This window comes from Halopseudomonas laoshanensis (assembly GCF_008365385.1).
Lineage (GTDB): Bacteria > Pseudomonadota > Gammaproteobacteria > Pseudomonadales > Pseudomonadaceae > Halopseudomonas > Halopseudomonas laoshanensis.
Genome location: NZ_QOVF01000006.1, coordinates 1 through 13,079, shown reverse-complemented (window position 1 = coordinate 13,079; position 13,079 = coordinate 1). Strand labels below are relative to the sequence as shown.

10 protein-coding genes, 1 tRNA gene and 1 rRNA gene are annotated in these 13,079 nt (G+C 57.2%); 5 read left to right on the top strand and 7 right to left on the bottom strand.

Features of this window, described 5'->3' with window-relative positions; translation table 11 throughout:
• The first annotated feature begins 33 nt into the window (after nt 1-33).
• The 4 genes from pth (at nt 34) to DT594_RS15470 (ending at nt 4,972) form a co-directional block, all read left to right on the top strand.
• The gene (gene pth, locus DT594_RS15485; protein WP_246164663.1) at nt 34-621 is read left to right on the top strand and encodes an aminoacyl-tRNA hydrolase; all 588 of its coding nucleotides are present in this window, start codon (nt 34-36) and stop codon (nt 619-621) included.
• A gap of 37 nt (nt 622-658) precedes the next feature.
• Nucleotides 659-1,759 carry a redox-regulated ATPase YchF gene (gene ychF / locus DT594_RS15480; protein ID WP_149333608.1) on the top strand — a complete coding sequence of 367 codons (1,101 nt, stop codon included), beginning with the start codon at nt 659-661 and terminating at the stop codon, nt 1,757-1,759.
• Nucleotides 1,760-1,886: 127 nt separating this feature from the next.
• Entirely contained in the window at nt 1,887-4,760 is a 2,874-nt protein-coding gene (locus tag DT594_RS15475) for a DUF748 domain-containing protein (protein WP_149333606.1), read from the top strand.
• A gap of 135 nt (nt 4,761-4,895) precedes the next feature.
• A tRNA-Met gene (locus DT594_RS15470) sits at nt 4,896-4,972 on the top strand.
• A 55-nt stretch (nt 4,973-5,027) separates the two neighbouring features.
• Here the strand turns inward: DT594_RS15470 and DT594_RS15465 are convergent.
• From DT594_RS15465 to DT594_RS15440, 6 genes are read right to left on the bottom strand one after another with little or no spacing between them, the layout of a single operon-like run.
• Nucleotides 5,028-6,023 carry an isocitrate/isopropylmalate dehydrogenase family protein gene (locus DT594_RS15465; RefSeq protein ID WP_149333604.1) on the bottom strand — a complete coding sequence of 332 codons (996 nt, stop codon included), beginning with the start codon at nt 6,021-6,023 and terminating at the stop codon, nt 5,028-5,030.
• Nucleotides 6,020-6,892, bottom strand: coding sequence for a DMT family transporter (locus tag DT594_RS15460; protein ID WP_149333844.1), 873 nt, complete (start codon nt 6,890-6,892; stop codon nt 6,020-6,022). The genes DT594_RS15465 and DT594_RS15460 overlap by 4 nt, the downstream gene beginning before the upstream one ends.
• Before the next feature lie 23 nt (nt 6,893-6,915).
• The gene (can, locus tag DT594_RS15455) at nt 6,916-7,551 is read right to left on the bottom strand and encodes a carbonate dehydratase (RefSeq protein ID WP_149333602.1); all 636 of its coding nucleotides are present in this window, start codon (nt 7,549-7,551) and stop codon (nt 6,916-6,918) included.
• Nucleotides 7,552-7,576: 25 nt separating this feature from the next.
• A complete protein-coding gene (rimI, locus tag DT594_RS15450) occupies nt 7,577-8,029 on the bottom strand; it encodes a ribosomal protein S18-alanine N-acetyltransferase (protein ID WP_149333600.1) in 453 nt (150 codons plus the stop codon).
• Nucleotides 8,026-8,847, bottom strand: a complete 822-nt coding sequence (locus DT594_RS15445; RefSeq protein WP_149333598.1) for a hypothetical protein — start codon at nt 8,845-8,847, stop codon at nt 8,026-8,028. Before DT594_RS15445 ends, rimI begins: the two co-directional genes overlap by 4 nt.
• The gene (locus tag DT594_RS15440) at nt 8,847-10,391 is read right to left on the bottom strand and encodes a 2-isopropylmalate synthase (RefSeq protein ID WP_149333596.1); all 1,545 of its coding nucleotides are present in this window, start codon (nt 10,389-10,391) and stop codon (nt 8,847-8,849) included. The genes DT594_RS15445 and DT594_RS15440 overlap by 1 nt, the downstream gene beginning before the upstream one ends.
• A gap of 300 nt (nt 10,392-10,691) precedes the next feature.
• Here DT594_RS15440 and DT594_RS15435 point away from each other — a divergent pair, with 300 nt between their 5' ends.
• Nucleotides 10,692-12,356: a long-chain-fatty-acid--CoA ligase gene (locus tag DT594_RS15435; protein WP_149333594.1), complete on the top strand. Its 1,665-nt coding sequence runs from the start codon at nt 10,692-10,694 to the stop codon at nt 12,354-12,356.
• Between the two features lie 426 nt (nt 12,357-12,782).
• On the opposite strand, the gene rrf is transcribed toward DT594_RS15435, so the two are convergent.
• A 5S ribosomal RNA gene (gene rrf / locus DT594_RS15430) occupies nt 12,783-12,898 on the bottom strand.
• Nucleotides 12,899-13,079: the final 181 nt, after the last annotated feature.

Here is a 13,079-nt window from a genome sequence, read left to right as displayed (position 1 = left end):
CATCCAGCTGAAACCCAAGAGGGGCGCCTCGTTGTGACACAGGGAATCAAGTTGATCGTCGGCCTGGGAAATCCTGGACCTGAATATGAACTGACCCGTCACAACGCTGGCGCCCTTTTTATTGAGCGCCTGGCAGACAAGCATGACGTCGCCCTGCGTATGGAAAGCAAGTTCTACGGGCTGACTGGTCGCCTGAGCCTGCAAGGCCAGGATGTACGCCTTCTCATTCCCACCACCTTCATGAACCGCAGTGGTCAGGCCGTTGCCGCACTGGCTGGGTTCTACCGTATTACCCCCGAAGAGATACTGGTCGCCCATGACGAACTGGACCTGCCACCCGGCGTGGTCAAGTGCAAGCAAGGCGGCGGGACCGGTGGGCACAACGGTTTGAAAGACATACTTGCCCGCATGGGCAATCAGAATACCTTCTATCGCTTGCGACTCGGCATCGGTCATCCCGGCCACAGCTCGCAGGTGACCGGCTTTGTACTGGGCCGCGCGCCCAAAGCCGAACAGGAAGCCCTGGAAGCCTGCGTCGATGAAGCCATCCGCGAACTTCCAGGCATGATTGATGGCGACTGGCCCAAGGTCATGCAGCGCCTGCACAGTTTCAAAGCCTGATTACATTATTCGCCGCCGTGCGGCAGAGGACACCAGTATGGGATTCAATTGCGGTATCGTCGGTCTGCCTAATGTTGGCAAATCCACCCTGTTCAATGCGTTGACCAAATCCGGCATCGCGGCGGAAAACTTTCCTTTCTGCACCATTGAGCCAAACAGCGGCATAGTGCCCATGCCCGACCCGCGCCTGGACGCCCTGGCGGCCATCGTCAAGCCACAGAAAGTGCTACCGACTACCATGGAGTTCGTCGATATCGCCGGCCTGGTAGCGGGCGCCTCCAAGGGCGAGGGTCTGGGCAACAAGTTCCTGGCCAACATCCGCGAAACCGATGCCATTGCCCACGTTGTGCGCTGCTTTGAAGACGACAACGTGATTCACGTTTCCAACAGTGTTGACCCCAAGCGCGACATCGAAATTATCGATCTGGAACTGATCTTTGCTGACCTGGACAGCTGCGAAAAGCAGCTCTACAAAGTCGCCCGCAATGCCAAGGGCGGTGACAAGGAAGCCGTAGCGCAGAAAGCCCTGCTGGAAAAACTCATTCCGCACTTCAGCGAAGGCAAACCTGCGCGCTCGCTGATCAAGGACCTGGGCGCGGAAGACAAGCAACTGATCAAGAGTTTCCACCTGCTGACCAGCAAGCCGGTGATGTATATCGCCAACGTATCTGAAGATGGGTTCGAGAATAATCCGCACCTGGATGTGGTCAACGCCATTGCCGCCGAAGAAGGCGCGATTGTGGTGCCCGTGTGCAACAAGATCGAAGCGGAGATCGCCGAGCTGGACGACGGCGAGGAAAAAGACATGTTCCTTGAATCCCTGGGCCTGGAAGAGCCTGGCCTGAACCGCGTAATCCGTGCAGGCTATCAGTTGCTCGACCTGCAGACCTATTTTACCGCTGGGGTAAAGGAAGTGCGCGCCTGGACGGTCAAGGTTGGTGCGACCGCACCCCAGTCAGCGGCCGCGATCCACACCGACTTCGAAAAGGGTTTCATCCGCGCTGAAGTTATCGCCTATGACGACTTCATCAAGTACAACGGTGAAGCCGGTGCCAAGGAAGCGGGCAAGTGGCGCCTGGAAGGAAAAGAGTACATCGTCAAGGACGGCGACGTGATGCACTTCCGCTTCAACGTCTGAGCTAGAGCCTTGCAACACCCAACCCCCGCCCCGCCGCGGGGGATTTTTTTGCCCGCAAAAAACCACAGCCCCGCGCCACCCGTGCCATACTTCGCCTACATTTGCGCTTAGAGGTTGTCAGCACTCCATGCCAAAACGAACGAAAATGGTTGCCGTATCGCTCTTGGTCGGCCTGTTTGTTTATACATTATTGGGTTTTCTCTTGCTGCCAGGTGTTGCATTACATCTGATCAATCAGCAACTGGAAAAGCGCTTAACCGTACCCGCCCAGCTTGAGCAGCTTGAATTCAATCCTTTTACGCTGGAACTGGAAGCCGGCAAACTGGTCGTCGGCGCGAAGGAGCAACCGGACCTGGCCTGGCGGCGGCTATATGCCAACCTGGAATGGAAGTCGCTCTGGAGCGGTGCAGTGCACCTGGCCGAGCTAAAGCTCGAGCGGGCCCACGTGCAGATACTCTTCGACGAGCAAGGCACTCTGAATCTGGCCCAGTTGATTGATCCCGCCGACAGCCAGGAGCAAGCGCAAGAAGAAAGCGCTGCCAGCGAACCCTTCCCCGTTCGCATCGAGCACCTGGCCCTGATCCAGAACAGTCTGTACTTCGAGGATCAACGGCCGACAGACCAGGTCACCTTTGCCTACGATGCTATCAATCTGGAGTTGCGCAATCTAAGCACGGTGACCCAGGACGATGCCAACATGACCCTGGCCGCCAGCGGCCCGGACGGTGCGAAGCTGGACTGGCAAGGCACTTTAAGCATAAGCCCGCTGAGCTCAACAGGACAGCTAAGCATCAGCGATGCGCAATTAGGCACTTTCTGGCCCTACGTACGCGAACAACTGCCGCTGGTATTGAGCCAGGGCAATATGGGCTTTAGCAGTGACTATCACCTGGACATGTCCGCCGCTCTTGAACTGACTCTGGAGAATACCCAGATCGACCTTCGCGAACTGGCGATTCAGGATCTTGATCAGCAGCCCCTGCTGCAACTGGAGCAAATAACGGTCAGTGATACGCAGGTGGATCTGGCAGCCCGCCAGGTACGCATTGGTAAACTGGCAAGCTCCGCCGTGCAAGCCTGGATAGAACGCAGCGAAGAAGGCGAACTGAATTGGCTGAGAGTATTTGCTACCTCGGAGCAGCCTGAGGATCCCGCTAGCGAGCCCTGGCGTGTATTGCTGAACCAGGCGCAGCTCAGTCAGAATCAGCTGCATCTGACTGATCGTCAGCCCGACGAAGACGTAACACTGTTACTCAGCCCGCTGGAGCTGGAAATTGCCGAATTCGATAGTTTAGGCAACACGCCATTCAGTCTGATACTCAGCACTGGCGTAGGCGAGCGCGGCCAACTGACCGCCGAGGGCCAAGCGCAGATCAGCCCCCTTTCCGCCGACTTGAAAGTCACTACACAAAGTCTCGACTTGCGCCTGGCCCAGGCCTATCTGGCGCCGTTTGTGCGCATGGAGCTGCGCAGCGGCCGCCTGGACAGCACTCTGGATGTCGCCATCGACGCCGGTGAGCCGCTGAATCTTGGCATCAACGGCACGGCGAAAGTTGACCAGTTGCATATCCTCGACACGGTCCGCAATCGCGATCTGCTTAAGTGGGAAGCCCTGCAGCTCGACGGTATAGCCTTTCAGGATAACGCACTGGCAATTGAGCGCGCGGCCCTCGTACAGCCTTACGGGCGCTTTATCATCAACCAGGACCTAAGTACCAACATCGATGAACTGATCATCGCCCAACCAGACCCGGCCTCAGCAAAGGCGGAAGACGCCGAGGGGGCGGATCGCGAACCGCTGGCCATTCGGATCGGCAGCGTCAGGATTGAAGACGGCTCAGCCAACTTTGCCGACTTCAGCCTCAGACCTCCTTTCGGCACGGCCATCGCCCAACTGAATGGCCAGATTGGCACACTGGACAACCAGAGCGATCAGCCAGCAGAGGTCGATATTACCGGCAATGTGGACCGCTACGCGCCCGTCACCATCAAGGGCAGTGTCACCCCGTTTGATCCGCTGAACAGCCTGGATATCACCACCCGCTTTCGCAATGTCGAGCTCACCACGCTGACGCCCTACTCCAGCAAGTTCGCCGGCTACCGCATCCGCAAAGGCCGCCTGAATCTCGACCTGCATTACCGTATAGAACAAGGCCAGCTCAGTGCCGAGAACAAGGTGCTGCTTGAGGATCTGCAGTTGGGTGAGCGCGTCGATAGCCCCGATGCCGTTGATTTGCCGGTGCGCCTGGCTGTCGCACTGCTCAAGGACTCGCGTGGCAATATCGATATTGAACTGCCCATCAGTGGCGACCTGAACAACCCTGAATTCAGCGTCATGCCGATCATCTGGCAGACCCTGGGCAACCTGATGCAACGTGCCGTGCAAGCACCTTTCAAGATGCTCGCCAACCTGGTCAGCGGCAGCAACGACGCCGATCTCAGCCAGATCGGTTTCCAGCCCGGCAGCGCAGAACTGGATGAACAGGCAAAGCAGGCGTTGGACACGCTAGCCACGGCGTTGCGTGATCGCCCCGGCCTGTTACTCGAAGTCGAAGGCATGAGCGCCCCAGCGAAAGATGGCCCACTGATAGGCGAACAGCGCCTGGAACGGGAATTCCAGCAACGCAAGTTGCGGCAGCTGCAGGAACGCGGCGAGGAAGTACCCGAAGACGCCAGCCAACTCACTGTGGCCGAAGAAGACAAACGCGAGATGCTCGAAAACATCTACCAGACCAGACTCAAGCAGGACATTCCCGCAGACTGGCAGGCCTTGCCAGCCGAGGAGCGCGAAAGCAATCTGCGTCAGGCCATCACATCGCAATGGGGGCAGAACACCGCCATCCTGCGCAGATTGGCTCAACAGCGGAATGACGCCATCAAGGCCTATCTGGTAGATAACGCCAATCTCGAGGCTTCACGCGTCTATCTGCTCGACGTCGGCACCCAGGCGGAAGCCGAAGGCGAACAGGTATTCACCAAGCTGGAACTGGGCAGCGAGTAACGGATAACCACCCGTTTAATGGCTGCCCTTGCGTTGCATGACTGCGAAAGTTAACCGATTGATAAGACACGCAAATAAAACGCCTGGAGCGCTTGACTTTCATCCCGCGCAACTGAATAATGCGCAGCCTCGGATGGCTACATAGCTCAGTTGGTTAGAGCACAGCATTCATAATGCTGGGGTCCCTGGTTCAAGTCCAGGTGTAGCCACCAACAATTTCAAAGGGTTAGCTTCGGCTAGCCCTTTTTTGTTTGTCGCTTTTACAGCCTAAAGCCGCGCGATTAGTTCCTGCTCTGCCCGTCGGGTTGTATGCTTGCCCCAATCGGCTTTCCCCATGCTTCTCAGCAAACCCTCTACTGCCCTGTCGAGGCGGTCCGCTTGCTCAATAAGCTGCCAGTGATAGCGCAACAACAAACCTGCACTGAGCACCGCAGCCAACGGATTCGCCCTGCCGCTTCCGGCGATATCCGGCGCGCTGCCATGTACCGGTTCGGCCAAGGCAATGCCCTGCCCCCAATTTAGCGAAGGGGCCAAACCCAGCCCGCCACCCCAGTGACTGGCCAGATCCGAAAGCACATCGCCGAACAGGTTAGTGGTGACGATCAGATCGAATTCCTCTGGCCTCTCTACCAGTTGTAAGGCGGCCACATCTACCAGGCGCTCGTCTACCAGGGCAGACAGCCCATGGGCATCCAGCACCTTACGGCAGCTATCCCTGAACAAACCGCAGGTTAACGGCAGTACGTTTGCTTTGTGCACCAGAGTTATCCGTCGGCTAGTGCGCAATTTCGCGATCTCGCTGGCGCGCTGGGCAATATGTTCGCTGGCCTGACGACTGATGTGGCATTCGGCTATAGCCAGATCGGCAGTGGCCATATGTTCCTTGCCCACGTAAAGCCCTTCGCTGTTTTCGCGGAGGATCAACAGGTCCACACCAGATCTGTCCGACAAACCCGGCCAGCTGCGGACCGGCCGCAGATTCACGCCCAACGCCAATTGCTGCCGCAAGGTCAGTATCGCGCTGCGATAGCCTGCTACGGCGTTCGAGGGGGAAGAGACGGCACCAAACAGTCCCGCACCGCAATCACGCATCGCTTGCAGGGTCGCCTCGGGCACGGATTGCCCAAGCCGCTGAAAACAGTCCCAACCGGCCTCGGCTTCGGTTACCTGCAGGTCCGGCAGCAATCGCTCAAGCACACGCACCGCGACCGGCACCACTTCCTGACCGATGCCATCACCCGGGATAACACACAAACGTCTCATGTACGCCGTCCTTCACGCGTTGCCAGCACCAAGCCGGCGAAGGTCAATGCGCCGCCGACCAGGTGATACCAGTGCAGCGACTCTCCCAGCAGAATCACGCCAAGCAGTGCGGCAAAAACCGGCATCAGATAACTGAACAACGAAGCCGTGGCCGGCCCTAGAACCTTGACGCCGTTATTCCAGGCCAGATAGGCAACCAGCGAAGCCATCACGGCGGTATAGGCTATTGCACCGGCGGCATGCCAACTGAAGGGCATAGCGCCGAGCTGGCTGTATTCCCAGAGGTAAAACGGGAAGAGCAGCGGCACGCCGCATATCAGCATCGCAGCCAACTGAATCAAGCCGGGCAATGGCATAGGCCAGCGCCTCAACAACACCGAGTAAAGACCCCAGGTGAGCACCGCAATCACCATGATCAGATCACCGGGATTAAACTGCAGGGCCAGCAGGCGGGACGGATCGCCAGTGGTGAGGATCACCAGCAAGCCGATAAACGACAGCAAGGTGCCCAGCAGCGTTGCGCGAGTGGGTAGCTGATGCAGGAGAATCAGCGTCCAGATAAATGCCGATACCGGCAGACCCGTATTGACCAGGGTGATATTAATCGCGGTAGTGCTCTGGGCCGCCACATATAACAGAGTGTTGTAACTGGTAATACTGGCAGCGGCCAGCACGGCAATCTGTTTCCAATGGGTTAGCAGTACATCGCGATAACGCCAGAGCCCGCGGGCGGTGAACGGCAATAGCAGACACATCGCAGTAACCCAGCGCCAGAATGATAGCCCCACCGGTGGTAACATGCCCGCGCTGGCCCGCGCTACCAGCGCATTGCCGGCCCAGGCCAGGGTGCAGACCACCAGTCCGGCCATGGCCCAGGAACGTGCCTGCGGGTTCAAGGGGGGCTCAGCCGATACTGCTCAGGGATTTGCTCGGCGTTATCTACAGACACGTCCAGGTCCTTCAGATGTCCATCTTTGAGACCGTAAATAAAACCATGCACGCTCAAGGGCTGGCCGCGGTGCCAAGCGTTCTGAACGATGCTGGTGTGGCTGACGTTGGCCACCTGACGCTTGACGTTCAACTCACACATCAGGTCCAGCTGAGCTTCTTCACTCTCTATCAGGCTGAGTTTATTACGTTGCTCATAATACAGATCGCGAATCGAACGCAGCCAACCATCGCTGAGACCGAGCTGCTTGTTATGCATCGCCGCACGCACACCACCACAGTTGTAGTGACCGGTGACGATAATATGTTTGACCTTCAACACGTCCACGGCGAACTGCATAACAGACAGGCAATTCAGGTCAGTATGCAGTACCACATTGGCGACGTTCCGGTGCACGAACAGCTCCCCCGGTAACAGCCCGACTATCTCGTTGGCCGGCACTCGGGAATCGGCACAACCAATCCACAGATACTCAGGCGCTTGCTGACCTGCCAGCTTGGAGAAGAACTCGGGATCTTCCTTCGTGATGGATTCAGCCCACGCGCGGTTATTATCAAACAGCTGCGTCAAATCAGTCATTCACACCACCTTGTCTGGAACACATCTAGTCAATCAACGAATAAGCCATTACCAAAGCGTCTTCTCTGCCACCCGCTGCGGGGTAATAGTTTCGCCGTCGTCCGATCTCATTAAACCCAAAGCGCTCGTAAAGCCTCGCAGCCGCCTCATTCGAAGCCCGGACTTCTAGGAAGGTCACCTCCGCCTTGCGCTGTTTGGCGCGGTCGATGATGAATTCCAGCAACGCAGCGCCCAACCCGAAGCCCTGATTCTCAGGTCTGATGGTGATATTCAACAAATGCGACTCATCGCCGGCAGCGGAAAGAACGGTATGGCCTACCTGCTGGTTTCCGCTAAACAGCAACCAGCATTCGTATTCGGAGCGTACGCAGTCCTGGAAGATACCGCGCGTCCAGGGGTGACTGAACGCGGCGGTTTCGATACTCAACACCTCGTCCAGGTCCGCTTCGAGCATCGCTCGGTAATGCAATTCGCTCATGCCCTGTCCTGCCAGCGCGGCATTACCCGCTTTAACAAATGCCATAGGCGCGCTTTCTCCTCAGGTTGATTCATTAATGTCTGCAGATCCGGGGCAAACCATGCCGCAACCAAACCATCCAGCGCTTCCTCCCGGCCGCATAGGGCTTGTGCTTGCTGCGGGTCAGCTTCGGCAAGCAGACCCGCCGCGGTACCGAAACAACCTATTGAGCTAACGGGAGCCAGCTCCAGACGGGCCTGCATAAATGCCTGCAGCGCCTCACTGGCGGCAGCCGCGCTGCGCGCCACTTGCGGGTTCCGGCTCAATGGCCAGCGGAAGTCAGCATGTAACTGCGGGGTGGTTGGCAACTGTGCAGCGCGGAGGATATCGCCCAGCAAGTTATAGTGAGGCGTACCCTTTTCGATACCCGGGTCCGGCGTTTCGATAAGCAACGCGCAGGGCCCCGCCATCCATAGCTGCAGATAAAACGGCGCTACCTGAGTAAGCTCGACGGCCGGCGCCACCGTTTCTTCTTCGGGTTCGATTTTTGCTGGCAAAGTAGCCGGCTTCGGCGGCGACACGCGCGGCAGCTCATGCTTACGGGGTGCAGGTACAGCCGCGCGCTCGACGTTCGCAGAGGTCGGCTGCTCGGCGCTCCGCGTATCGATAACCGCGTCCGCACCTGTTGCCAACGCCGGTTCCAGGCGCTGCTGGATGTTTTCTGCTGGCAACTCGGGCTCCGGCGCGGAACGCAAAGCCGCATGCGCGAGCGTCTGTATTGGTACCCATCCGGTTACACCCATGGCTTCGAGATAAGCCAACCGTACTGATTCGCGCATCAGACTGCGGCCGCCTGGGGATGCGCGCGATACGCACCTTCACGCATCAGATTCAACGCGTTGATATAGGCTTTCGCTGAGGCCACAACAATGTCGGTATCCGCACCATTACCGTTGACGATGCGTCCGGCCTTTTCCAACCGAACGGTGACCTCGCCCTGGGAGTCAGTACCCTGTGTAATCGCATTCACCGAATACAGCTGCAAGATGGAATCTGAACAGATGATCTGTTCGATGGCCTTGAAGGTCGCATCCACCGGACCGGAACCTGGCGCACTGGCTTCCCGCTCTAGACCATCAACATTCAACACCACCCGGGCCTGCGGGGTCTCGCCCATGCGCGAGGCAACATCCAGGTAAACCAGCTTCACATGTTCGACGACCTCGGTCAGCGTATCGGAAACCAGCGCCTGCAGATCTTCATCGAAAATCTCATGTTTCTTATCTGCCAGTTCCTTGAATCGTGCAAAGGCCAGATTCATATCCGCTTCACTTTGCAGCTCTATGCCGAGTTCAGCCAGACGCGACCGAAACGCGTTGCGGCCAGACAACTTACCTAATGACAGCTTGTTGGTATGCCAGCCGACTGACTGGGCACTCATGATTTCATAGGTTTCGCGGTGCTTTAGCACCCCATCCTGATGAATGCCTGACTCGTGAGCAAAGGCATTGGCGCCGACGATGGCCTTGTTCGGCTGCACGACAAACCCGGTTATTCCTGACACCAGCCTGGATGCAGCGAGGATATTTTCGGTGACGATGCCGGTCTGCACGCCTAACACGTCCTCACGGGTGCGGATTGCCATGACGATCTCTTCAAGAGCAGCGTTGCCCGCGCGCTCACCCAACCCGTTGATCGTGCATTCAACTTGCCGAGCCCCGGCGGTAACTGCCGCTAGCGAGTTGGCCACGGCCAAACCCAGATCGTTATGGCAATGGACCGAAAACACCGCTTTGTCAGCATTAGGCACGCGCTGAATGATCTGTCTGATCATCTCGCCAAACTGGTGGGGGATCGCATAACCGACGGTATCGGGAATATTGATCGTCCGCGCCCCGGCATCGATTGCGGCTTCGATAATACGGCAGAGAAAATCGATCTCCGATCGACCGGCATCCTCACAGGAAAACTCTACGTCCGGGCACAGATTACGCGCACGCGTGACCGCGCGAACCGCCTGCTCCACTACCTGATCCGGCTGCAAGCGGAGCTTGTGTTGCATATGGATAGGGCTGGTGGCGATAAAGGTGTGAATGCGCCCGTGGTTGGCGCCCGCAAGTGCTTCTGCAGCGCGGTCAATATCGGCATCCATCGCGCGGGACAGGCTGCAGATGGTGCTGTCCTGAATGGTATTGGCGATCAGCTTCACCGCGGCAAAGTCACCCGGACTGGCGATCGCAAACCCCGCTTCGATGACATCGACCTTGAGCTTTTCCAGCGCCTTGGCAATGCGCAGTTTTTCTTCCTTGGTCATGGATGCGCCAGGGCTTTGCTCGCCATCACGCAGGGTAGTATCAAAAATAATAACGCGATCCTGACTCATCGGAAGTGCTCCTCTTGTGGCTGATATAGCGCTGCACACAGTCGCTTCAGACTTGCTTAGCCTGACAATAATAGGCCTCTACTATACCTTATCCAACAGTGTATCTGGTCCCCTGCCCGGCCTTGAGTGAGGGCAACCTTACAGCTGCTTATGACCGGCCAACACCAAAATGACTGGCGGTTCACAATAGGCTCGATAAGGCGCTACTCTGGTGTCACGATAATAAATGGCATCGCTGGCCGTCAGCATATAGGCCCTGGATGCACCGTTAAAACAACAACAGTCACAGGTAGCTCGCGCATGTTCGAACGCCACTTCAACGTCTGGCCCCCTCAAGTCCCAAGGCAGCTGGAGCTGCCCGCCACCAGCGTCTTTCACAACCTTACCGTCTCGGCCTTGCGCTTTGGCGAGCATCCCGCAATTCATTATTACGGCACGGATGTTACCTATAACGAATTCAAGCGACAGGCCGAGGCCATCGCTGGGTACCTGCAGCATGCCGGCGTGAAAGCTGGCGACCGGGTCCTGCTGTATATGCAGAACAGCCCGCAATATATTATTGGCTACTTCGCCATCTTGCGCGCCAATGCCGTAGTAGTGCCGGTCAACCCGATGAATCGCTCGGCCGAGATCAAGTATCTGATTGAAGACACCCAGGCGCCGGTGGCCCTTTGTGCCCAAGAGCTGGTCGAGCACATCTCCGAGCATGTTGGCCAGGGACATCTGCGTGAGGTGATCGTCAGCGCTTACTCTGAATACGTTACCGAACCTACAAATCTAAACCTGCCCGAGGCAGTGCGCGAGCCTGCCACCGATGCCAAGCTACCCGGCGTGACCCGCTGGCAAGCCGCCCTGACCGCGAACCTGACGCCAGGGCCGCTGACCGCGGGCCCCAATGATCTGTGCGTTATCCCCTATAGCTCTGGCACTACTGGCAACCCCAAAGGCTGTGTGCATACACACCACAGCGTCATGGCCACTACCGTGTATGGCGCGGTCTGGACCAATGCGCAACATGATGTTGTACACCTGGTGTCAGTACCCATGTTTCATGTCACCGGCATGCAATCGTGCATGAATAGCACGCTGTACGCTGGCGGCACGCTGGTCGTGATGACTCGTTGGGACCGCAAGGTCGCAGCCGAGCTTATCCAGCGGGTCAAGGTAAATACCTGGCGGAATATTTCGACCATGGTCGTCGATATGCTCTCCGATCCGGATATCGATCAGTACGATATCAGCTCACTGAAAAGCATCGGCGGTGGCGGTGCAGCCATGCCCGCAGCTGTCGCGGCCAAATTGATCGACAAAACCGGCCTGATTTATATGGAAGGCTATGGCCTGTCAGAAACCATCGCGCCTACTCACGTCAATCCGCCTCAGGCATGCAAACCACAATGTCTCGGTATTCCGATTATTGGCGTCGACTCCAGGGTGATCAATATCGAAACCCTGGAAGAAGTCGGCGTTGGCGTTACTGGCGAGATCATCATGCGCGGCGAGCAGATATTCCAGGGTTACTGGAACCGTCCGGAGGCCACTGAGGAGGCTTTTGTAGAAGTCGATGGTCACCGCTTCTTCCGCTCCGGGGATCTGGGTTACTACGATGAAGAAGGCTATTTTTTCCTCGTAGACCGCGTCAAACGCATGATCAACGCGTCAGGCTACAAGGTCTGGCCGGCCGAGGTCGAGTCGCTCATGTACTCGCATCCAGCCATTCGCGAAGTCTGCGTGATTTCTACACCGCATCCCCGCCGTGGTGAAACCGTGAAGGCCTTTGTCGTGCTGTCAGCCGGTAATGAAGCGACCACTGAACAGGACATCATCGACTGGTGCCAGAGCAACATGGCCGCTTATAAATGCCCGGTGGTGATCGAGTTTACTGACAGCATTCCCAAGTCTCCTACCGGAAAGATCATGTGGCGACTGCTGCAGGAAGAGGAGTGGAAAAAAGCGGCGCAGTAATTTCAGCTGCAAGCTGCAAGAGGGTGCGGGGGGTGCTTGGTGAGCGCGTCAATGGCGCATTTGTGCTGGTAATCAGTGATCCGTTTCGCGAACGTCTCTGCACCCATCACCTTCGCCCTAGGCGTTACTCGCTACCCGCCTCTGGCCCCACCCTTCGCTCCAACCTCCCCGTCATTCCCGCGCAGGAGGAAACCATTGTGACCTTAACCGCCATCGCAAGAAACTGTAGAGATGTGCGAGGTCTGAACCTACGTTTGGATTCCCGCCTGCGCGGGAATGACGGGGTGGGCCAGGCATGACCAAGTAAAGGTCGGCCAATGAGGATGATTTGCGGGTGTCGGTGCTGTGCGCGGTCTGCTGTGTGAGTTTTCCTGCGCGCAAAGTAAAACCCCGGACATCTTTCGATATCCGGGGTTTTGGTATAGCGCTTGACGATGACCTACTCTCACATGAGGAAACCTCACACTACCATCGGCGATGCATCGTTTCACTTCTGAGTTCGGGATGGGATCAGGTGGTTCCAATGCTCTATGGTCGTCAAGCAATTCGTTGCTGTGCAGGTGTTAGTCTACACAGCGTAAAGGGGTGGTTCGGTGATAGAAATGGGTGTTGCTGGTAACTTGTATCTCAATCCAAGTTCGGATTGTCGTTCATCGGTGTCATGACCACACCAAATTGCTTGGGTGTTATATGGTCAAGCCACACGGGCAATTAGTACTGGTT

Coding starts and splice junctions, on each gene's coding strand:
- DT594_RS15435 (WP_149333594.1), top strand. CDS start 10,692: ATGTTCGAACGCCACTTCAACGTCTGGCCCCCTCAAGTCCCAAGGCAG.
- rimI (WP_149333600.1), bottom strand. CDS start 8,029: ATGAGCGAATTGCATTACCGAGCGATGCTCGAAGCGGACCTGGACGAG.
- can (WP_149333602.1), bottom strand. CDS start 7,551: ATGACTGATTTGACGCAGCTGTTTGATAATAACCGCGCGTGGGCTGAA.
- DT594_RS15475 (WP_149333606.1), top strand. CDS start 1,887: ATGCCAAAACGAACGAAAATGGTTGCCGTATCGCTCTTGGTCGGCCTG.
- DT594_RS15460 (WP_149333844.1), bottom strand. CDS start 6,892: ATGGCCGGACTGGTGGTCTGCACCCTGGCCTGGGCCGGCAATGCGCTG.
- DT594_RS15465 (WP_149333604.1), bottom strand. CDS start 6,023: ATGAGACGTTTGTGTGTTATCCCGGGTGATGGCATCGGTCAGGAAGTG.
- ychF (WP_149333608.1), top strand. CDS start 659: ATGGGATTCAATTGCGGTATCGTCGGTCTGCCTAATGTTGGCAAATCC.
- DT594_RS15445 (WP_149333598.1), bottom strand. CDS start 8,847: ATGCGCGAATCAGTACGGTTGGCTTATCTCGAAGCCATGGGTGTAACC.
- DT594_RS15440 (WP_149333596.1), bottom strand. CDS start 10,391: ATGAGTCAGGATCGCGTTATTATTTTTGATACTACCCTGCGTGATGGC.